Genomic DNA, 18,942 nt, shown 5'->3' with positions numbered 1-18,942 from the left:
GGCTGCGCAGATGCAGAGGTCATCTCGCTCGAAGCTGACGCGTTTAAGATCGCGGCAAACCGCGGAACGTCCAATGCGCGCAAGCCAGCCTGTCGACAGGCCGCCGGAAATGCTTGCATTTACTGGAACCGCAGCTACTCGCCGCCTCGCCTCTGCGCGATCAGATCGAGCCGGTCGCGGTCGGAGCGTTCGCGTTCGTCGCGGCTTCGCACGTCCTTGTAGGCACGTTCGACCATGTTGGTGCGCGCCGTCGCAGTGGCGATGAGCGTGCTCTCCTGCCTGGCGCTTTCCAGGCTCGCTTCCTGCCGGACCAGCGCATTGGCGATGCGGCGATGGTAGAGGTCAGGGAACAGCACCGCCATCGACTGGTCGGCGTCGAAATGCTGGACAAGTTCCCTGGCCTCGGTTTCGGCGGTTGCCGCTGCCGCCAGGAAGGCCGCATGGCGCGTCTCGTGCAGGGCCTTCAGCTGCTCCTGCACCTTGACCAGTTTCTTCAGCCGTTCCTTGCGCGTGCTCATCTCACCTCGCCAGCGTCAGATCGACAAAGCCGTCGACGAACAGCGACAGCATGGTGCCGATGGCGAAGTAGAAGATGATGATGCCGCCGGCGATGACGAAAGGCAGTGAGATGAAGTAGACCGGAATCTGCGGCGTCAGCTTGTTGACGAAGCCGATCGTCAAATTGACCAGGATGGCATAGGCGATGAACGGGCTGCCGAGCCGGATGACCAGGAAGAAGGCGTCCGACACCGTGTCGGTGAGATCGACCAGGGCGGCCTGCGGATTGAAGAAGACGTTGACCGGCGCCACCGTGTAGGAGGCGACCAGAGCGCGGATGATCTCGTGGTCGAAATCGAAGACGAAGAGCAGCAGCAACGCTGAAAACGAGATGATGGCGGCGAGGGCCGCCTGCGGCTCTGGCTCCTCGATGGCGGGGCCGCCGGTGCCGCCATAGCCGATCAGCATGGCGATGGCCGAACCCATGAAGCGCAGCGCCTCCATGTAGAGCCTCGTCATCGCGCCGATCAGCCCGCCGACCAAAAGTTCGGAGATGATCATCGGCGCCAGCACCTGCGGACGCGCATCGACGAAGGGAAAGATCTTGTCCCACAGGAAGGCGAGCAGGCCACCGGTGGCGGCGATCGACACGAACAGCCGGACCTGGACCGGCACGCGGGCGCTGGACAGGCCCGGCATCAGCATGAAGCAGGCGCCGATGCGACAGAAGGCGAGGAAGGCGGCGATGACGACGCCTTGCGACAGTATGTTCACGAGATCGTCCCGAGCACCTTGATCTCGACGCCCTTGGCGATTTCGACATGGGAGAGAACGGGAAGCGTCGTGAACAGGCGCTCGATGATCATGCGCACATAGGGGCGAGCATCGGGCGCGGTGACGAGGACAAAACGCTCGCCGGCCTCGAGATGCTTGCGGATCGCCTTGGTCGCGTCCTGGCCGAATTCCTCCAGCTGGCGCGGGTCGATGTCGAATTCGCGCACCTCGCCCTTGGCGTCGCGCTTGAGGCTCTGGTGGAAGGCGAGGTCCCAGCGGTTGCCGAGGCGCAGCACCTTGAGCATGCCGCCCTCGGAGAGATCGCCGCAGATCTGCTGGGCCATGCGGATGCGGACATGCTCGACGATCTGCTCGGTGCGGCGCACATGCGGCGCGATCTCGGCGATAGCCTCGATGATCAAATGCAGGTTGCGGATCGATACGCGTTCGGCCAGCAGCAATTTCAGCACCGCCTGCAGGCCGGGATAGGAGATGTGCGAGGTGCAGATCTCGTCGGCGAGCTTGCGGTATTCCGGATCCTGGCGCTCGAGCAGCGCCTTCATGTCCTTGTAGGACAGAAGCTGCGGCAGGTTGTTGCGGATCACCTCGGACAAATGGGTGAGCAGCACCGACATGTTGTCGGCAAAGGTATAGTTCTCGCGCTTCAGATCCTCGGCGAAGGTTTCGAGCACGGAGAAGGCGCGCATGCCGAAGGCCGGCTCGCGGATTTCCTCGCCGGGAACGTCGGGCAAATCCCGGTTGCCGAGCAGCACCATGATCTCGCCGACGCGCATCTGGTATTCGGCGACGACGGTGCCGTGGACCTTGATCTGATAGCTTTTCGGCGGGATGCCGAAATCGTCGGCGACGCGCACTTCCGGCACGACGAAGCCATATTGCGTGGCAAATTTCTTGCGCATCTTGGCCATGCGGAACACCAGTTCCTGATGCGACACCAGCAGCCGCGTCGACAGCTGTTTGCCGATCAGAAGCTCGATCTCGGCGGTGGTCAGCGAAGCCTTGACCGAGTTCTTCTCTTCCTCGACCTTGTTCGCCTTCTCCAGATCCTTGATCGCTTCGGCGGCGGCAGCCTCTCGGTTGGCGCGCATCGGGATGACGTAGCCAAGGCCGGCCATGCCGGCGGCTAGCGTGAAGAACGGGAAGAACGGCAGGCCGGGCATCAGGCCGAGCAGGACGAGCAGCGAGGCCGCGACATAGAGCGCGCGCGGATGCGCGCCGAGCTGGCCGAACACCGCCTGGTTGGTCGAGCCGCGCGTGCCGCCCTTGGACACAAGCAGGCCGGCGGCGAGCGAAACGATCAGCGCCGGGATCTGGGTGACCAGGCCGTCGCCGACCGACAGTTTGATGAAGACATCGGCGGCTTCGCCCATGCCCATGCCGTGCCTGATGTAGCCGATGGCGATGCCGCCGACGATGTTGATTGCGGTGATGATGAGGCCGGCAATGGCATCGCCGCGCACGAATTTCGAGGCACCGTCCATCGAGCCGAAGAAGGAGGATTCCTCTTCCAACTCGCGGCGGCGCAGTTGCGCTGTCTTGTCGTCGATCATGCCGGCGGACAGGTCGGCGTCGATCGACATCTGCTTGCCGGGGATGGCGTCGAGGGTGAAGCGGGCGCCGACTTCGGCAATACGGGTGGCGCCCTTGGTGATGACGATGAAGTTGACCACAATCAGGATCATGAAGACGATCAGGCCGATGACGAAATCGCTGGCCATCACAAGTTTGGAGAAGCCGGCGATGACATAGCCGGCGGCGTGCGTGCCCTCATTGCCGTGCGACAGGATCATGCGCGTGGTGGCGATGTTGAGCGATAGCCGTAGCATGGTGGCGATCAGCAGCACGGTCGGGAAGGACGAGAAATCGAGCGGCCGCTGGATCCACAGCGCCACCATCAGGATCAGCACCGACAGTGCGATCGAGAAGGCGAGGCCGATGTCGATGAGGAAGGCCGGGATCGGCAGGAACAGCACGGCCAGGATGATGACGATGCCGATGGCGAAGAAGACATCGCGGCCGTTCTTGGCCACTGTTCCTATCGCTAAGCTTTCGCTGACCGCCATGTCGTCCCCAATCACAAGCCTGCCGAGCACGCGACAGCCCTTCGAGCCTAACCGGTCAAGCTTGCGCGAGGGTGGGAGGACTGGTTACTTGCCGGGACGACAGAGGCCTTGAGGAGAGAGATCATGCTGGTGATCATCGGCACCATTCGCCTGCCTGCGCAACGGCTCGACGAGGCAAGGCCGGCCATGCGGCGCATGATACTGGGCAGCTGGGCGGAGCCCGGCTGCATCGAATACTCCTACGCGCAGGACGTGCTCGACGCCGGGCTCATCCATGTAATCGAGGTGTGGAGCGACAGGGCCGCGCTCGACGCGCATTTCCGCTCGCCTCACATCGCCGATTGGCGGGCGAGCTGGGCATCGCTCGGCATAGGCGAGCGCAACCTCATGCTCTACGAGGCCGGCGAGCCGAAGCCGATCTGAGGACCGGGCACAGTCAAGAAGGCGTAGGCCCAAGAAAGTCTAGCAGCAGGACCATCCGCCGCCATCGGTATCGTGGCAGTCTTCATAGCTGCCGTAGCAGGTGTTCGTCGAATTGCGATGCCAAGGGTAGCCGCCAGGACAGCAAACATCTTGTTGTGCAGTCTGGATAAATTCCTTTGCCGGCCGGCTTTGGCTTTCCGGATTGCCTCCCGCCAAAAAAAGAGACATCGGGTGTGACACAACAGACCTAACCGGCATATCCATGCTTGAATTGCTCACCGCAGACGAGCTCAAAAAAATCATGCCAACAGCTAATGAAAAAATCCCCGCGCACTCATCTTCTCCTCCTTGAGGGAAATAGAGACGGCCAAAAATAACACAGCTGCGTCGATTGCGTAAGCGATCGCTCATATACCTCGACACGCTCGCGGGGAATTGAAGCGGGGCGGCAAGCCTGACTGCTCCTCAGCACCAGAATGGCGCCGCAAGCAGCCGGCATTATGTCGGCGTGCTGATCGTCGCCGAACTGCACAGCGATCCGTCCGATGGTGACACGCCGGTGCTGGCGCTGGCCAAGTTCACGGATGCGGTGCTGGTGCCGAGCATGAACGTCCAGTCCGCCGCCGGAACCTCCAGCGCGCCGTCGCCGAGGAACTGGCGGTGGTCGAGAATTTCGACAACCGGGCCGTTGTCGGCTTTTGACCGAGGGCCATCTGATGCGACGCTACGCCGAGGACTCGACAAGGCGCGGCGCGACCTGTCGGGCGAAGAACAGGCCTCAGCCGGCATTTTAAAATGTCCCGGCGCTTGCCACGTGTACAGTGTCACTGTACAAGTTGTTCAGTGGGAGAAAAAGACGGGATGAGCACCGACCAGGCTCCGGTCAAGAACGGCGTCGCCTCGACAGCGACGCATGCCCATCAGATGCTGGGCCAGCGGCTGAAGAGCCTGCGTCTCGGCCGCCGGCTTTCGCTGCGTGAGCTCGCCGAGCTGACCGGGACCAGCGCCAGCTTCATCAGCCAGCTCGAGCGCGGCCTGACCGGGGCCAGCACCGCCTCGCTCAACCAGATGGCCTCGGCGCTTGGGGTGAGCGTGGCGATGCTGTTCGAGGATAGTGCCGCCGGGCAGCGCGGGGTCTTGCTGCGCAGCGAGCGGCCGAGCCTGCCGCCCAGCGACGGCTGCCGCAAGATGCTGCTCTCGCGTCCCCCTTTAAGCGACATGGAAGTCTATGTCGGCGAGTTCGAAATCGGCGGCTCGACCGGCCCAGCGCTCTACACCCATGGCGACGCGCACGAGATGCTCGTCGTGCTGCGCGGCATCGTCGAGGTTTCGCTCGGCGATGTCAGGCATGTGCTGGAAGAGGGCGACAGCATCGAATACGCGACATCGACAGCACATCGCTCAGAGAACATCGGCAGTGGCCGAGCCGAGGTGATGTGGATCATTGCGCCACCGACTTCGGTGCGCGCCGAACTCGATCAATACAGGGCCTGGAAACCGCTCGCAGCCAGGTAGGTTCAATCCATGCGGGTCAAATGGGAGAACAATAATCATGCTGAAAACAAGACATCTTGGCCTTGGCGCCGTGCTGGCGCTCGGCGTTCTGGCAACCGCAGCGTTCGCGCAGGAAAAGCCTGTCGCGGGTGAGGTCAAGGAAGGCTCGCTCAAGGGCAAGACGATGACGCTCGTCTCCTATGGCGGCATCTACCAGGACGGCCAGGCCGCCGCGCTCAAGGAGTTCGTCGAAAAGTCCGGCGCCACGCTGCTCAATGACGGGCCGACAGAGATCGCCAAGCTGCAGGCGCAGGTCGAATCCGGCAACGTCACCTGGGACGTCGTCGACACCGCCGACCTGCCGCCTTACGTCTATTGCGGCAAGCTGTTCCAGAAGCTTGATTTCAGCAAGCTCGACGTCTCCAAGGTGCCCGAGGGCCAGGTCGGCGAATGCTCGGTGCCGGCCATGAACTACGGCGTCGTGCTGATGTACAACAAGGAGAAGTATGGGGATAACCCGCCCAAGAACTGGGCCGATTTCTTCGACACGGCAAAATTCCCCGGCACGCGCGCGCTCGACGGTTCGGGCGACCCGACGGGCGGCCTGCTGGAGCAGGCGTTGAAGGCGTCTGGCGGCGACCCGAAGGCGATGACGGTGGCCGACATCGACAAGGCCATCGATGTCATCCGCAAGCTCGGTCCCGACACGATCTATTGGAAGACCGGCGCTGAATCGCAGCAGCTTGCCGAATCTGGCGAAGCCGACATGCTGATGATGTGGACCGGACGTGCCATGACGGCGGTGAAGAACGGCGCCAAATATGCGCCGGCCTGGCAGGACTGGCTGGTGGTGATGGACCAGATGACCATTCCGGTCGGCGTCAAGGATACGGATGCGGCTTATGCGCTGCTCAATGCCTATCTCGGCAAGAGGGCGCAGGAGATCCTGGCGCAGCAGACCTCCTATACGCCGATCAATAATGACGCGCAGCCCAAGGTCGATGCGTCGGTCGCCGCCTTCCTGACCAACACGCCCGAGCGCCAGAAGCAGGGTTACAAGCAGAACATCAAGTTCTGGGTCGAGAACTTCCCGGTGGCGCAGGAGAAGTGGTCGGCGCTGATGGCCGGCAACTGAACAGCCGAGTGAGAGCCAGGCCGTGAGCGCGTCCGACCCCGTTGCCCAACCCGCCGCCGATGCGCGGCCGGGTCGGGCGTGGCGGCCGTTCGCGCTCACGGCGCCGGCGCTCATCCTGCTTGTCGCGGTGATCGGCTACCCGCTGCTCACCATCGTACTGCGCAGCCTGTCGGAACCTGAGTGGGGGCTGCGGAACTATGCCTGGTTCTTCGGTGCGCCGGTCAACCTGACAGTGCTGCAGCGGACCTTTGTCATCTCGGCCTGGGTGACGCTGGTGTGCGTCATCGCGGCCTATCCCTATGCCTATCTGATGACCGCGGTCGGGCCGCGCGTCCGGCTGGTGCTGGTGCTTTGCGTGCTGATCCCGTTCTGGGTGAGCGGTGTGGTGCGAACGCTGTCCTGGGTGATCCTGCTGCAGGATTCGGGCGTCATCAATTCGTTGCTGCGCTCGGTCGGGTTCGGCGGCGTCAAGCTGATCCGCACCCAGACCGGCGTGGTCATCGGCATGGCGCAGGTGCTGTTGCCGTTCATGATCCTGCCGCTCTATTCCGTGATGCAAGGCATCGACCTCAGGCTGATGCGTGCGGCGCAAAGCCTCGGTGCGCGGCCGTCGCGCGCGTTCTTCACCGTCTATCTGCCGCTGTCGCTGCCCGGCGTCTATGCCGGCGCGATCATCGTCTTCATCCTGTCGCTCGGCTTCTACATCACGCCTGCTTTGCTCGGCGGCCCGCGCTCGACCATGCTGTCGACGCTGGTGCAGACGCAGGTGCTCAGCCTGCTGCAATGGGGCAGGGGCGGCGCCATGGGCGTCGTTCTGCTGGTCACCACCTTCGTGCTGCTGGCGCTGGCAGCACCTGTGATGCGGTCCAGTCATCGGGAAGCGGGGCGGCGCTGATGGAGATGAAGCCGCTCACCCGCGTTCTTCTCGGGCTCGTCTGCCTGCTGGTGGCGATATGGCTGGTGGCGCCGACGCTGGTCGTGGTGCCGATGTCGTTCAACGAAAACAAATCGCTGGCGTTTCCGCCGCAAGGCTTTTCCTGGCAGTGGTACCAGAATTTCGCCACCAATCCGGACTGGTCGAACAGCTTCCTGAACTCGCTGAAAGTCGCCTCCATCGTTGCCGTCCTGGCAACGGTGCTCGGCACGCTTGCCGCCTTCGGCCTCGACCGCATGAAGGCGCGGCCGGCGAACCTTTTGCGTATGCTGATGCTGACGCCGATGGTGGTGCCGGGCGTGGTGCTGGCGATCGGCATCTATGCCGTCTATCTCGACACGCAGCTCGTCGGGACGCTGCTCGGCTTCGTGCTGGCCCACACCATCCTTGCGCTGCCCTTCGTGCTGATCGCGGTCTCGGCCAGTCTCGAAGTGTTCGACCGCCGGCTGGAGACAGCCGCAGCCAGCCTGGGCGCCGGCGCACTGACCACGTTTCGCACGGTGACGCTGCCGCTGGTCGCGCCGGGCGTGCTCTCGGGCCTGCTGTTCGCCTTCGCCACCTCGTTCGACGAGATTGTCGTGTCGCTGTTCATCACGAACCCCTATCTCAAGACATTGCCGGTGCAGATCTTCGCGTCGATTACGCGCGATGCCGACCCGACGGTGGCGGCTGTCGGCACGATCCTGCTTTTCGCGACCACGATCCTGATCGGCGGCGGCATGCTCCTTCTTGGCCGCGAGCGGAAAGGACGCCAATGAATCCGAAGCCGACAAGCAAGGGCGCCTCGATCGATCTCGAAGCGATCAGCAAGGCCTATGGCGGCTTCAAGGCGCTGGACGGCGTGTCGCTGCGCATCGAGCCCGGCGAGTTCATGACGCTGCTCGGCCCCAGCGGCTCGGGCAAGACGACGACGCTCAACGTGATTGCCGGTTTCACCGATGTCACCAGCGGCAAGCTTCTGGTCGGGGAAAAAAGCGTCGTCGGCGTGCCGGCGCACAAGCGCAACATCGGCGTCGTCTTCCAGCATTACGCGCTGTTCCCGCATATGAGCGTCGGCCGCAACGTCGCCTATCCGCTGACGCTGCGCGGCGTCGACCAGGCGACGCGGCAGACACGCGTGGCAAGGGCGCTCGACATGGTCAAGATGGGCGATTTCGCGCATCGCTATCCCAGCGAATTGTCGGGCGGCCAGCAGCAGCGCGTGGCGTTGGCACGCGCCATCGTCTTCGACCCGCCGCTGCTCCTGATGGACGAGCCGCTCGGCGCGCTCGACAAGAAGCTGCGCGAATGGCTTCAGCTCGAGATCAAGCGCATCCATCGCGAACTCGGCACCACCTTCGTCTATGTCACGCACGACCAGGAAGAGGCGCTGGTGCTGTCGGACCGCATCGCCGTGTTCAACCGCGGGCGCATCGAGCAGGTCGGCACCGGCCGCCAGCTCTATGACGAGCCGGCAACGCTGTTCGTCGGCCGCTTCATCGGCGATTCCACCGTGCTGCGCGGCAAGGCGCGCAGCGATGGCAACAGCACCGCGCTGAGCATCGCCGGCGAGACGGTGACGGTACCGCGTAAGCTGTCGGGAGAAGCCAGTCCGGTGATGCTGCTGCGTCCCGAAAAGCTCGCGATCCGAAGAGCCGGCCAAAGTGCTGCCAATGGCGCCAACCGCCTGTCGGGGACGATCGCGGAAGCCATCTATCTCGGCTCGGAATCGAAATACGAAGTTAAGCTCGCCGACGGCTCGGCCGCGATCGTGCGCTCACCGCTAACCGGCGAGAGTTTTGGCCTCGGCGACAAGGTCGAGCTCTGCTTCGACGGCAGCGACGCCAAGCTGCTGGCGGACGACGCAAGCGCCGACACCACACTCACCTGATTCCATCTGGCCTGATCCCATCTGGCCTGATCTCATCTGAAAGTCATTCCATGCAAGCCAAGCGCAACGGCGACATATCATTCTGGTATGCGGATCTGGGGGCGGTTCCCGCTCCGCGCCCGCCCTTGCCTGGAAATATCGAGGCCGATGTCGCCATTGTCGGCGCCGGCTATACTGGCCTGTGGACCGCCTACTATCTGAAAAAGGCGAAGCCGTCGCTGCGCGTCGTGGTGATCGAGCGCGAATTTGCCGGCTTCGGCGCTTCGGGGCGCAATGGCGGCTGGCTGTCGGGCGGCTTCAGCTGGTCGCGCGAAAAATATCTCAAGACATCGAGCCGGCAAGGCGTGATGGCGATGCAGGCTGCGATGGCAGGCTGCGTCGACGAAGTGATCCGGGTCGCGACCGAGGAAGGCATCGACGCCGACATTCGCCGCGTCGACAACCTGACGGTGGCCACCAACGCAGCGCAGTTGGAGCGCGTGCGCGAAGAATGCGAGACGATCCGTTCCTGGGATGTCGACCCGAACCGCGCCGAGATGCTGGACGCCGCCTCAACGCGCACGCGCATCAACATCCGTAACGTCATGGGCGGCTTCGTCGTGCATGGCCAGGCGCGGGTGCAGCCGGCCAAGCTGGTGCGTGGGCTTGCCGATGCCGTCGAGCGGCTGGGCGTGCCGATCTATGAGAAGACGACGGTGACAAGCATCGCCAAGGGCAGTGTGACGACAGACCGCGGTACGGTGCAGGCGGAGACGATCATCCGCGCGACCGAGGGTTTTACATCAGGCATCCCCGGCGAGGAGCGGACCTGGCTGGCGCTCAACAGCGCGCAGATCGTGACCGAGCCGCTGCCGCCCGACCTGTGGCGCGACATCGGTTGGGAAGGGCACGAACTGCTCGGCAATGCGGCGCATGCCTATTGCTATGCCCAGCGCACGCGTGAGGGACGCATCACGATGGGCGGACGCGGCGTCCCTTATCGCTACGGCTCGCGCACCGACGTCAACGGCCAGACGCAGCAGGCCACGATCGACCAGCTGCACACGATCCTGACGACGCTCTTGCCGCAGACCAAGGGATGCCGCATCGATCACGCCTGGTGCGGCGTGCTCGGCGTGCCGCGCGACTGGTGCACCACGGTCGGCCTCGACCCCGCGACCCGCATCGGCTGGGCCGGCGGCTATGTCGGCCTCGGCGTGTCCAGCTCCAACCTTTCGGGGCGCACGCTGGCTGACCTTGTTCTCGGGGCAAACACCGAGCTGACGAAGCTGCCCTGGGTCAACCGCAAGGTCAGGCCATGGGAACCGGAGCCCTTCCGCTGGCTGGGCGTGCATTCGATGTACCAGCTTTATCGCATTGCCGATGGCCGCGAGGCGGCAGGGCTTGCGCGCACCTCGAAGCTGGCCGCGTTGGCCGACAGCATCACCGGCCACTAAAGCCATTTGTTCTCACGCAATTCCGGGGCAGACACCTTTCCTGGAATTGCTCTTATCCATGGAGCTAGACTTGATCGATCTTTCGACCTTCCACGATCTCGCCAAGGCCGAGATCGGCGCGTTCTCTCCTAAGCCAACCTCGATTGAAGGGGATCAGGTCGAGGCCGTGCGCTCGTTCTTTCAATCGCCGGACGGGACCGTCGACATCGGCATCTGGGAATGCACGCCCGGCCGCTTCACCGCCGACCGTTCGGACTCGTCGGAGATCTGCCACATCATTTCGGGGCGCGTGGAACTGAGCCGCATCGGTGGCGAGGTGCGGGAACTCGGTCCGGGCGATCTCCTCGTCCTGCCGCAGGGCTGGAAGGGCGAGTGGCTGATACGCGAGACCACGCGCAAGCTCTACATGATCCAGAGCGCCGGCTGACCGGCGCTACGGCTATGGCGAGCTCAGTGATCGATCGGCCCCTTCGGCGAGACCAGCGCGGTGCCGGCGGTCGTCGGGCGCTCGATCAGGCGGCGCACGCGCGGCGGTTCGTCGCCGCTGTGCAGCGCCCGCACCCGCTCGCCGACGACGGCGTCGGCATGGGTGGCGCGCCGGTTGTGGCGGATGTATTCCAGCCAGGTCGGCGTGTGGTAGTGTTCGATCCAGACTGCGGGATTTTCTAGGTCCCGAGCCAGCGTCCAGTTGCGGGCGCCGTCGCGGCGGCGGATGCGCCCGCGCTCGGCCATGGTGGCGAGGAATTCGGGCACATCTTCGTCGCGGATAATGTACTCTATCATGATGGCGATGGGGCCGCTGCGCGGCTTCAGGTCGAGGCCGAGATGCGGCTCCTTGAAGCGGTTGAGCGGGTCGAGGTTGAGAGTCGTCTGCTGCGGCAGCGGCAGGAACAGGCCGATGGCGCCGCCAACAAGCATCGCGATGGCCGCCGCAATCAGCGCGGCTTCGGCGCAATGCGCATCGGCAACGACGCCCCAGATCCAGCTGCCCAGCGCAATGCCGCCGAAGGTCGCCGTCTGGTAGACCGACAGCACCCGGCCGACGACCCAGCGCGGCGTCGACATCTGCACCGTGACGTTGAAATGCGACAGCGCGATCACCCAGCAGGCGCCGCCGATGAGCAAACCCGCCGCAGTCTGCCAGGCATTGAGGCTGATGGCGGCGTTGAAGGAGCAGACGGCAAAGCCGGCGAAGGCCATCCGCACCATCGTCTCGCTGGATAGCAATTGTCTGAGACGCACGCTGATCAGCGCGCCGCCGACGGCGCCGATGCCGAAGGCGCCGAGCATGATGCCGTAGGTCAAGGCATCGCCCTTGACGACGTCGCGCGCCACCAGCGGCAGCAGCGCCAAAACCGCGCCGGCGCTGAAGCCGAAGGCGGAGCCCCTGACCAGCACCTTGCCGATGTTGGGCGACATGGCGACATAGCGCAGGCCGGCGCCCATGGCGGCGCCCAGCGTCTCGCGCGGTAGCGTCGAGACCGGCAGCTCCGGCTTCCAGCGGAATAGCACGATGATGAGACCTATATAGCTCAGCGCATTGGCGGCGAACGCAGCAGCCGCACCAGCGGCGGCAACGATGATGCCGCCGATCGCCGGGCCGACGCTGCGTGTCAGGTTGAAGCCCAGCGAATTCAGCGCAACCGCGGCCGGCAGCTTGTTGCGCGGCACCATGTCGCCGACCGATGCCTGCCAGGACGGGTTGTTGAGCGCCGTGCCGCTGTCGATCAGGAAGGTGAAGGCAAGCAGCGTCCACGGCGTCATCCAGCCGTTCCAGGTGAACAGCGTTAGAAGTGCAGAGACGACCAGCATGAAGATTTGGGCGATCAGCATCACCTTGCGCCGGTTGAAGCTGTCGGCGATGGCGCCGGCGACGAGTGCAAACAGCATGATCGGCAGAGTGGCCGAGGCCTGGACCAGCGCCACCTGATAGGGCGACGTGGCGATGGTGGTCATCATCCAGGCGGCGCCGACGCCCTGGATCAGGCCACCGAAATTCGACACCAGGCTGGCCGACCAGACGGCGCGGAAGATGCCGTGCCGGAACGGCGCCAGCGCCGAGACGCGTTCGCTGTCCGACCCGTCATCGATCATTGGACCTGTCCCACCTTCACGTGCTGGTTTCGTCCGCCGGGACGACAATCATGGCATCCGTTTGAAATAGAGCACGACATCCAAAAGGGCGAACGCGTCTTCGAAAAAGATCATGGTCCAACAACAGGATAGCAAGGCGAAAATACGTCAGCCGGGAAGGGTCCGCTCCCAGAGCGATGTTCTCATTGGTCCACTGCGCGGGGGTGTCGGCCGTGCGCAAATTCAGCTTCTGTCCCGGGCAGCGGCATGCAAGGCTTCGGTCAGCGTGCTAGGCGTCTCGCCGCCGGCGTGAAGGCGCAGGAAAAGCTCCATGCCGACAAGCCGCAGCCTGGATGGTTGCTCGCGCCGCGCCAACTGGACCATGTCCTCTAAATTCGCGGCGGGCCATTTCAAGGCATCGCGCAGGAAACCGCCGCGTAGCAAAGTCTCCGTGCCGGCCGAAAATTGCGACGACATCTCGAAGCCGATCTTGCGCGCCTGGACGTTCTGGCGCGGAATATGCTTTTCAGCGACCTTTCGCAAAAGCCATTTTCCTGTTTTGTCGCGGTATTTCTGCCGCCTCGGCAAATGGATGGCGAAGTCGATCAGGCGGTTTTCCAGGAACGGGACCCGCAGTTCCACGGACGCCGCCATGCTCAGCCGGTCGTGCCGGTGCAGTATGTCCTGCAGATGCGAATAGAGGTCGTAGAGGCAACTACCGAGAAAGGCGCGATCCGCGGGCGGCATAACCGGCTCCAGGCGGTCGAAGATCTCGGTTTGCAGGAAATTCAGCTCCGGCGACAAAGCACGCATGACCATGCTGCGATCCATTTGTGAGTGGCTTCCAGCCGAGACCTTGTAGGGGGCATGACGCTGCTGTTCGAATCTCCGGTCGAGCGAGCGCTTCGAGTGCACCAGGCGCCGGGGCCACGACCAGGAACGCCACTTCTTCATGCTCAAGGCCTGCAAGGGGTAGCCGCCAAACAATTCGTCTGCGCCTTCGCCGGTGAGCAGCACCTTGACGCCATCGGCCCGGCATCGTTCGGCAAGCGCCAGCAGTGCGACATGGCTGGAGTGCCAGCCATCGCTTTCAAGATGCCAGATTACCCTTGGCCAAAGTTCGAAAAACCGGTTCCTGTCGACCGGCACCCGGCGCAAGGGCACGCCGACATGGCGGCCGGTGCGTTCGGCGTCTTCGGCCTCGCTGTTGCCGAGCTGCGGGTCGACGACATAACCGTGGACTTCCGGCCTGAACCGCTTTGCCAGCGCCGTTATCAGCCCGGAATCGACACCGCTGCTGCAGGCGGTAGCAACGCTGGTATCGGCGATGCAGTGAAGCCCGACGCTGTCCTTGAGCAACGCCTCGAGCGTCGCCATGTGCTCAGCATCAGAGGATACGTCACCGGTAATGCGCGCGGTCTCCAGCACGTCCAGCACATGCCAGAAGCGGCGCTTCTCGATACCCTGGTCGGTGATTTTCCACAGGCCGGCGGGCGGCAGGCGCTCGATGCGGTCGAACAGGCTGTAGCTGGAATCGCGGCTCTGCCAGGCCAACCGCAAGGTCATCTCGCGGCTGTCGATGTCGCGCGGAAAACCGTCGCAGGCGAGGATCGCCTTGTCCTCCGAGGCGAACAGGATTCGCTCCGGCGTGTCGGCCACCGACATCGGCTTGATTCCAAGACGGTCACGCGCAAGCCACAGCGCACTGCTGCGAGCGTCGAAATAGGCGAAGGAAAACATCCCGTCGAACAGCGGCACGGCTTTTTCGGGACCCCAGTGATGCAAGGCTTCGAGAACCACTTCGGCATCGCAGATGGTTCGAAAGACGACGCCTTGCGCCTGCAGCGTTTCGCGCAGCGAGCGGTAATTGTAGACCTCGCCATTGTAGACGAGAGCGCCATCGCCGGAAGAAGTCAGCATCGGCTCACGGGCGGCGGGCGAGGGATCGATGATGGTAAGTCGGCGGTGACCGAGCGCCAGCCGATTGTTGTGCCAGCTGTCATGATCGTCGGGGCCGCGATGTACCAGCGCCTGCATCATGCTGGCGACATCCGACAGGTCGTTGGCGTCGATCGGGTTTCGTTTGCGCCAAACGCCGGCTATTCCGCACATGGCCTGCCGGTGAGTTCTGCCTGAGTCATGGCCTGCAATCTAGCCGGAACACAGCCGCCTGCAAGCGCTGCCTAGAACCCGTTTTCGATGCGCTCGAAGATGACGTTGGTGAAGGCCGATATCTGGCTGCCGATGAACGGACCGGTCAGCGCCACGACCAGCATGATGGCTACGATCTTGGGTACGAAGGTCAGGGTGATTTCCTGGATCTGGGTCAGGGCCTGGATCAGCGCGATGCCGATGCCGACCACCATGGCAACCAGCACCACCGGCGCGGACGCGACGAGCACCGTCCACACCGCATACTGGACGATGTCTAGGGCGTCGGCCTCGTTCATGTGAGCGCGCCTCTATGGAACTGTCTAGCTGGCCGGCTTTATCGAAACGCCCGCGCCGACCGGCACTTCGGTGCCGTTCTGCAGCACGGCGATCACGCCGTTGCTTGCAAGCTTGACCGAGGCCACGACGCCGGTCGTCTTGCCGTCGGCCGAGGTGATCGAACGGCCGATCAGGGCATCGGCCTGCGATAGCGCCGACGACTGCATGATCTGGTCGAGCTTGGTGTTGGTCTGCACCGATTGCTCTACCTGCGAGAAGGTGGCGAGCTGGGCGACATACTGCGTCGAATCCATCGGTTTCGTCGGATCCTGGTTCTTCATCTCGGCGATCAGCAGCTTCAGGAACGACTGGTAGTCGACCGCTGTCTTCGATGTCTGCTGGGTACCCTGGTTGGCACCCGTGGGGATCGTCGTCGTCATGTCCACATTCATCAGTATTGTGCTCCCACGGCCAGCGGGCGCTTCGCACCCTGAACATCGTCGTTGCCGCCAAGTGCGCGGCGTTCGAGCGGATAAAGCGCACGGATAGCCTTCAGCGCTTCATAGATATGGTCCTCGCCGACCATGCGGTCGATCTGCTTCAGCGCGCCACTGATCTGCTCATCCTCGAAGCTTGCCAAAAGCAAGGGCAGCGAGCGGCGGAACATGGCGCGCGCCTCGATGGCGCCGGCCGGGTTCATCAGCATCACCTGCAGGATGAAATAGAGCTGCTTGAGCGGCGTCGAGGCATCGTCGGCCTGGATGACATGGTTCTCGAGCAGGAACTGTACGTCGTTCATCAGCTCGACGGTGACCTTGCGGTCGACGCGGATGACGGCGCCGTTGATGTAGATCTTCTCGTTCGGCTTCAGCGATATCTTCAGCGTGTTGGTCATTGAATGCCGTCCCGGATGATCTGGGACACTTCGATCAGCCCTTCGAAATTGTCGGTGCGGCCCTGGCGGATGTCCTCGGCCTCGCGCAGCAGCCACAGGCCGATGGAGATGAGGTTGGCGCGCAGTTCCTTGGGCAGGACATTGTCGCTGGAACCGAGATCCTCGACGAAGGTGGTCCAGACCCGGTTGGTGAAGTGCAGCGCTTCGACCGCCTCCATCGAGGTGTGGCCGACCGCCGCCGCCGCCGCCAGCATTTCGATCGAGCGGGTCAAAAGCTGCCGCTCGCGATCTTTCGCATCGGCAACGGAGTCTGTCTGGATGTCGGCGTAGGAGAATTGATACATCGTTTGGCTCTACCGTTGCGGTTGAGATTGTCAGGTCAGGTAGTTCAGCAGGCTCATCTGCTGCAGGCGCGCGGTCAGCGCGAAGGACGTCTCGATATGCTGCGTCAGATCCGCGACGCGGGTGGCGGCCTCGGCCGGATCGACGCCCTCCAGATCGAGGATATGGCGCTCGAACAGGTCGACCTGCGTCTTCATGCGGTCGCTCGCGTCGGAAACACGCTTCTCGGCAAGGCCGGTCTCGGCCTGCAACTGGCCGAGTCCGCCCAGCGCCTCGCCGACCATCGCCTGGGCGCGACCGACGACGGTGGTCTTCGCCGCCTGGCTGATGTTGCCGGAGAGCAGGCCGGTGACCAGGGCGGAAGCCATGGCGAGCTTGCGGATGCTGTCTTCATTGGCGCTGGCCGAGGTCTGGGTGGTTTCGCCCAGCGAAATGCGGCTGACGATCTGCTGGTCGGTGGCGTTCGACCAGTTGGCCTGCCAGCCGGCGCCCATGAACTGCGGCACGACATTGCTGGTGATGAAGCTATCCATCTGGGCGGCGGTGATGTTGGCGGCGAGCGGATCGGTCTGCGTGAAGCCGAAATACGACGAGAAGGAAGCGTCGAACGCCGCCTTGGCCGGCGAGCCGGCGGCAGTGAAGTCATCGATCGGCTTGACGTCGGTGTTGGTGCCGGCAAACAGATATTCGCCGTTGACGCTGGCGTTGAGGATAGAGGTCATCTGCTGCACGGCGGCCTTGCCGGCTTGCTGCGTGATGGTGCTCGAGGAATTGCCGGCGGCGGTCAGTGCGGTCAGCAAATTCTGCGCAGTGTCGGAAAGCTGGCCAAGCGCAGCCTGCGTCGAGGACAGCCGCGCGGTGACCAGCGAATTGGAATCGATGATGACGTTCAACCGGTCGAGGTCGCGCGAGAAGGTGACCGCCTGCGAGGTGCGCGCGCCGAGCGCCAGACCGACATCGGCGACGGTGCCGGTCGTCGATTCCTTGGTGGCTTTGACCAGTTCGCCCTGCATGCGCATCTGCTGATAGCGCGCGGCGTTGGAGAGAGCGGCTGAGGAGACGGATGTGGCTTTCATGGCTTATCCCACGGCATCGAGCAGGGCCGACAGCATGTCGTCGACGGTTTTCATCATGCGCGCCGAGGCCTGATAGGTGTGTTCGAGGTCGAGCAGCAGCGACATCTCCTGGTCGACATTGACGCCGGTGTCGTTGGACAGCGCCTCGGCGGTGCGCGATGCCAGCGCTTCCTTGGCGTCGGCGTTGCTCGAGGCCTGCTGGCGCTGGCCTTCGAACCAGCCAATGGCATTGGCGGCGTAGTCGGACACGCTGGACGTGACGGTGATGCCGGCCGCAGCGTCGAAAGGCATCGGCTTGTCGAGCTTGTCGCCATAGCCGATCAAGAGCTGCGAATAGGAGGCGTTGCCGGCAGTGTTGGCGATATAGGCCGCACCATTGGCGCCGCCGTCGCGCAGCAGCACCGGATTGCCGCCGACGCTCGAGTCCATTGCGGCGTTGACCTTGATCGAGCCGGCAAGCCCGTCGATCAGCGTGCCGGCGGCCGGAATGGCGGGCGCACCCGACCAGGTGAACAGGCCGGTTCGGTCGGGCTGCGAAGGTGCTGTTTCGGCAAAGGCGGTGATGAGGCCGCGCGCCACTTCGTCGAGCTGGCTCTGCATCGTCGCCGCGACGCCGTCGCGCAAGGTGATGAGCCCGGCGAGCTTGCCGTCGGCGCTGGTGTTGCCGCCAGCCCCGGCGCTGACCGGCACATTGTCGATGTAGATGGTGTTGCCTGGTGTGCCGGCCGTGTAGCCCGCCGACGGGGTGAAACTTACCGAGCGCGGAATGGTCTCGAACAGTGTCGTGCCATCCTTGGTGGTGATGACCATGTCGTTGTCGCCACGCGTGAAGGTCGACACCGGCACATAGTCCGCGATCTTCTTCAGCAAAGCGTCGCGCTGGTCGAGCGCGTCGGATGCGTCGGTACCCGAACGGGTTGCGGAGATGACCGCCTTGTTGGCCTCCTGGAACTGACTAAGCAGCGAGTTGAGATCGTTAACCGCCGTTGATATCTCGCCATCGGCCTGGGTGCGGAAATCCTGGATCGCGTTGGTGCCGTCGTTCAGAGCGCGCACCACCTGCTGGGCCGCGTCGATGACGCTGGAGCCGAGGTTCTGGTTGGATGGCGTAGCGGCGTAAAGCTGCAGCGCGTTCTGCAGCTTGCCGATCGCGGTCGAGGCAGAGGAGGCGTTGTCGACGCCGTTGACGGCAACGGCGAGGCGGTCAATTCCGCTGTAAAGCGTGCTCTGGCCGCTCCATGCCGATTGCGCGCTGAGGTTCTGGCGAAACAGCAGGGCGTTGGTGGCGCGCTGGATCTCGACCGAGCGGGCGCCGGGCGCGCTGCTGACGACGACCGCCGTGCGGCGGGCATAGTCGGGGTTGCTGGCGTCGGCAATATTGCGGGAAAGGACGCTGGTCTGCTTCGATGTGATCTGAAGCGACTGTTGGGCTATGGTCAATGCGGAAGTCAGCGACATGCGGGTCTTTCACGAGGCCA

At 63.8% G+C, this 18,942-nt stretch carries 20 protein-coding genes; 9 read left to right on the top strand and 11 right to left on the bottom strand.

The features are described 5' to 3' along the window. Nucleotides 1–134: 134 nt before the first annotated feature. Genes ACYG97_RS17300 through flhA form a run of 3 tightly spaced genes read right to left on the bottom strand, consistent with a single transcriptional unit; the run spans nucleotide 135 to nucleotide 3,356 of the window. Nucleotides 135–518 (bottom strand): hypothetical protein, encoded by a 384-nt coding sequence (locus tag ACYG97_RS17300; RefSeq protein ID WP_023733456.1) that lies wholly within the window; start codon nucleotides 516–518, stop codon nucleotides 135–137. Nucleotide 519: 1 nt separating this feature from the next. Next, on the bottom strand, nucleotides 520–1,272 hold the full coding sequence (gene fliR, locus ACYG97_RS17295; RefSeq protein ID WP_023733455.1) for a flagellar biosynthetic protein FliR: 753 nt from the start codon (nucleotides 1,270–1,272) through the stop codon (nucleotides 520–522). Further along, entirely contained in the window at nucleotides 1,269–3,356 is a 2,088-nt protein-coding gene (gene flhA / locus ACYG97_RS17290; RefSeq protein WP_023733454.1) for a flagellar biosynthesis protein FlhA, read from the bottom strand. The genes fliR and flhA overlap by 4 nt, the downstream gene beginning before the upstream one ends. Nucleotides 3,357–3,479: 123 nt before the next feature. On the opposite strand from flhA, the gene ACYG97_RS17285 reads away from it, so the two are divergent. The 9 genes from ACYG97_RS17285 (at nucleotide 3,480) to ACYG97_RS17245 (ending at nucleotide 11,075) form a co-directional block, all read left to right on the top strand. Further along, a complete protein-coding gene (locus ACYG97_RS17285) occupies nucleotides 3,480–3,779 on the top strand; it encodes a putative quinol monooxygenase (RefSeq protein WP_023733453.1) in 300 nt (99 codons plus the stop codon). Nucleotides 3,780–4,287: 508 nt separating this feature from the next. Then, a complete protein-coding gene (locus ACYG97_RS17280; RefSeq protein ID WP_245260783.1) occupies nucleotides 4,288–4,644 on the top strand; it encodes a hypothetical protein in 357 nt (118 codons plus the stop codon). Then, nucleotides 4,641–5,294 carry a helix-turn-helix domain-containing protein gene (locus tag ACYG97_RS17275; protein ID WP_027049833.1) on the top strand — a complete coding sequence of 218 codons (654 nt, stop codon included), beginning with the start codon at nucleotides 4,641–4,643 and terminating at the stop codon, nucleotides 5,292–5,294. The genes ACYG97_RS17280 and ACYG97_RS17275 overlap by 4 nt, the downstream gene beginning before the upstream one ends. A gap of 37 nt (nucleotides 5,295–5,331) precedes the next feature. After that, the gene (locus ACYG97_RS17270) at nucleotides 5,332–6,408 is read left to right on the top strand and encodes an extracellular solute-binding protein (protein ID WP_023733452.1); all 1,077 of its coding nucleotides are present in this window, start codon (nucleotides 5,332–5,334) and stop codon (nucleotides 6,406–6,408) included. A gap of 22 nt (nucleotides 6,409–6,430) precedes the next feature. Further along, nucleotides 6,431–7,303 (top strand): ABC transporter permease, encoded by an 873-nt coding sequence (locus ACYG97_RS17265; RefSeq protein ID WP_023733451.1) that lies wholly within the window; start codon nucleotides 6,431–6,433, stop codon nucleotides 7,301–7,303. After that, complete coding sequence (locus tag ACYG97_RS17260; RefSeq protein WP_023733450.1) at nucleotides 7,303–8,100, top strand: ABC transporter permease; 798 nt, start codon at nucleotides 7,303–7,305, stop codon at nucleotides 8,098–8,100. Before ACYG97_RS17265 ends, ACYG97_RS17260 begins: the two co-directional genes overlap by 1 nt. Next, nucleotides 8,097–9,212, top strand: coding sequence for an ABC transporter ATP-binding protein (locus ACYG97_RS17255; protein ID WP_023733449.1), 1,116 nt, complete (start codon nucleotides 8,097–8,099; stop codon nucleotides 9,210–9,212). The genes ACYG97_RS17260 and ACYG97_RS17255 overlap by 4 nt, the downstream gene beginning before the upstream one ends. A 50-nt stretch (nucleotides 9,213–9,262) precedes the next feature. Continuing rightward, a complete protein-coding gene (locus ACYG97_RS17250) occupies nucleotides 9,263–10,648 on the top strand; it encodes an NAD(P)/FAD-dependent oxidoreductase (protein WP_023733448.1) in 1,386 nt (461 codons plus the stop codon). Between the two features lie 58 nt (nucleotides 10,649–10,706). Beyond that, complete coding sequence (locus ACYG97_RS17245; protein ID WP_084023716.1) at nucleotides 10,707–11,075, top strand: cupin domain-containing protein; 369 nt, start codon at nucleotides 10,707–10,709, stop codon at nucleotides 11,073–11,075. A 23-nt stretch (nucleotides 11,076–11,098) separates the two neighbouring features. Here ACYG97_RS17245 and ACYG97_RS17240 read toward each other — a convergent pair whose 3' ends face one another. The 8 genes from ACYG97_RS17240 to flgK all read right to left on the bottom strand — a co-directional run bounded on the left by ACYG97_RS17240 (nucleotide 11,099) and on the right by flgK (nucleotide 18,922). Then, the gene (locus tag ACYG97_RS17240) at nucleotides 11,099–12,742 is read right to left on the bottom strand and encodes an MFS transporter (protein WP_023733446.1); all 1,644 of its coding nucleotides are present in this window, start codon (nucleotides 12,740–12,742) and stop codon (nucleotides 11,099–11,101) included. A gap of 222 nt (nucleotides 12,743–12,964) precedes the next feature. Beyond that, the gene (gene asnB, locus ACYG97_RS17235) at nucleotides 12,965–14,833 is read right to left on the bottom strand and encodes an asparagine synthase (glutamine-hydrolyzing) (RefSeq protein ID WP_023733445.1); all 1,869 of its coding nucleotides are present in this window, start codon (nucleotides 14,831–14,833) and stop codon (nucleotides 12,965–12,967) included. Nucleotides 14,834–14,904: 71 nt separating this feature from the next. Beyond that, nucleotides 14,905–15,171, bottom strand: coding sequence for a flagellar biosynthesis protein FliQ (gene fliQ / locus ACYG97_RS17230; RefSeq protein ID WP_023671896.1), 267 nt, complete (start codon nucleotides 15,169–15,171; stop codon nucleotides 14,905–14,907). A gap of 24 nt (nucleotides 15,172–15,195) precedes the next feature. Then, a complete protein-coding gene (gene flgD, locus ACYG97_RS17225) occupies nucleotides 15,196–15,603 on the bottom strand; it encodes a flagellar hook assembly protein FlgD (RefSeq protein ID WP_023671895.1) in 408 nt (135 codons plus the stop codon). Next, on the bottom strand, nucleotides 15,603–16,046 hold the full coding sequence (flbT, locus tag ACYG97_RS17220; RefSeq protein WP_023683290.1) for a flagellar biosynthesis repressor FlbT: 444 nt from the start codon (nucleotides 16,044–16,046) through the stop codon (nucleotides 15,603–15,605). The genes flgD and flbT overlap by 1 nt, the downstream gene beginning before the upstream one ends. Next, nucleotides 16,043–16,390: a flagellar biosynthesis regulator FlaF gene (flaF, locus tag ACYG97_RS17215; protein WP_023671893.1), complete on the bottom strand. Its 348-nt coding sequence runs from the start codon at nucleotides 16,388–16,390 to the stop codon at nucleotides 16,043–16,045. The genes flbT and flaF overlap by 4 nt, the downstream gene beginning before the upstream one ends. Before the next feature lie 30 nt (nucleotides 16,391–16,420). Next, entirely contained in the window at nucleotides 16,421–17,464 is a 1,044-nt protein-coding gene (locus ACYG97_RS17210) for a flagellar hook-associated family protein (RefSeq protein ID WP_023733444.1), read from the bottom strand. 3 nt (nucleotides 17,465–17,467) lie between these two features. Then, a complete protein-coding gene (gene flgK / locus ACYG97_RS17205) occupies nucleotides 17,468–18,922 on the bottom strand; it encodes a flagellar hook-associated protein FlgK (RefSeq protein WP_023733443.1) in 1,455 nt (484 codons plus the stop codon). Between the last annotated feature and the right edge of the window lie 20 nt (nucleotides 18,923–18,942).

The organism is Mesorhizobium sp. W067 (assembly GCF_054719525.1).
The sequence above is the reverse complement of the archived record's forward strand: the minus strand, read 5'-3'. Positions and strand labels throughout refer to the sequence as shown.

Bases quoted from the DNA above. Each gene is read 5' to 3' on its own strand.
- flaF (WP_023671893.1), bottom strand. From the start codon at position 16,390: ATGTATCAATTCTCCTACGCCGACATCCAGACAGACTCCGTTGCCGAT.
- fliQ (WP_023671896.1), bottom strand. From the start codon at position 15,171: ATGAACGAGGCCGACGCCCTAGACATCGTCCAGTATGCGGTGTGGACG.
- ACYG97_RS17300 (WP_023733456.1), bottom strand. From the start codon at position 518: ATGAGCACGCGCAAGGAACGGCTGAAGAAACTGGTCAAGGTGCAGGAG.
- flgD (WP_023671895.1), bottom strand. From the start codon at position 15,603: ATGAATGTGGACATGACGACGACGATCCCCACGGGTGCCAACCAGGGT.
- ACYG97_RS17240 (WP_023733446.1), bottom strand. From the start codon at position 12,742: ATGATCGATGACGGGTCGGACAGCGAACGCGTCTCGGCGCTGGCGCCG.
- flbT (WP_023683290.1), bottom strand. From the start codon at position 16,046: ATGACCAACACGCTGAAGATATCGCTGAAGCCGAACGAGAAGATCTAC.
- flgK (WP_023733443.1), bottom strand. From the start codon at position 18,922: ATGTCGCTGACTTCCGCATTGACCATAGCCCAACAGTCGCTTCAGATC.
- ACYG97_RS17260 (WP_023733450.1), top strand. From the start codon at position 7,303: ATGGAGATGAAGCCGCTCACCCGCGTTCTTCTCGGGCTCGTCTGCCTG.
- ACYG97_RS17275 (WP_027049833.1), top strand. From the start codon at position 4,641: ATGAGCACCGACCAGGCTCCGGTCAAGAACGGCGTCGCCTCGACAGCG.
- ACYG97_RS17255 (WP_023733449.1), top strand. From the start codon at position 8,097: ATGAATCCGAAGCCGACAAGCAAGGGCGCCTCGATCGATCTCGAAGCG.
- ACYG97_RS17270 (WP_023733452.1), top strand. From the start codon at position 5,332: ATGCTGAAAACAAGACATCTTGGCCTTGGCGCCGTGCTGGCGCTCGGC.
- ACYG97_RS17285 (WP_023733453.1), top strand. From the start codon at position 3,480: ATGCTGGTGATCATCGGCACCATTCGCCTGCCTGCGCAACGGCTCGAC.
- flhA (WP_023733454.1), bottom strand. From the start codon at position 3,356: ATGGCGGTCAGCGAAAGCTTAGCGATAGGAACAGTGGCCAAGAACGGC.
- ACYG97_RS17245 (WP_084023716.1), top strand. From the start codon at position 10,707: ATGGAGCTAGACTTGATCGATCTTTCGACCTTCCACGATCTCGCCAAG.
- asnB (WP_023733445.1), bottom strand. From the start codon at position 14,833: ATGTGCGGAATAGCCGGCGTTTGGCGCAAACGAAACCCGATCGACGCC.
- ACYG97_RS17210 (WP_023733444.1), bottom strand. From the start codon at position 17,464: ATGAAAGCCACATCCGTCTCCTCAGCCGCTCTCTCCAACGCCGCGCGC.
- ACYG97_RS17250 (WP_023733448.1), top strand. From the start codon at position 9,263: ATGCAAGCCAAGCGCAACGGCGACATATCATTCTGGTATGCGGATCTG.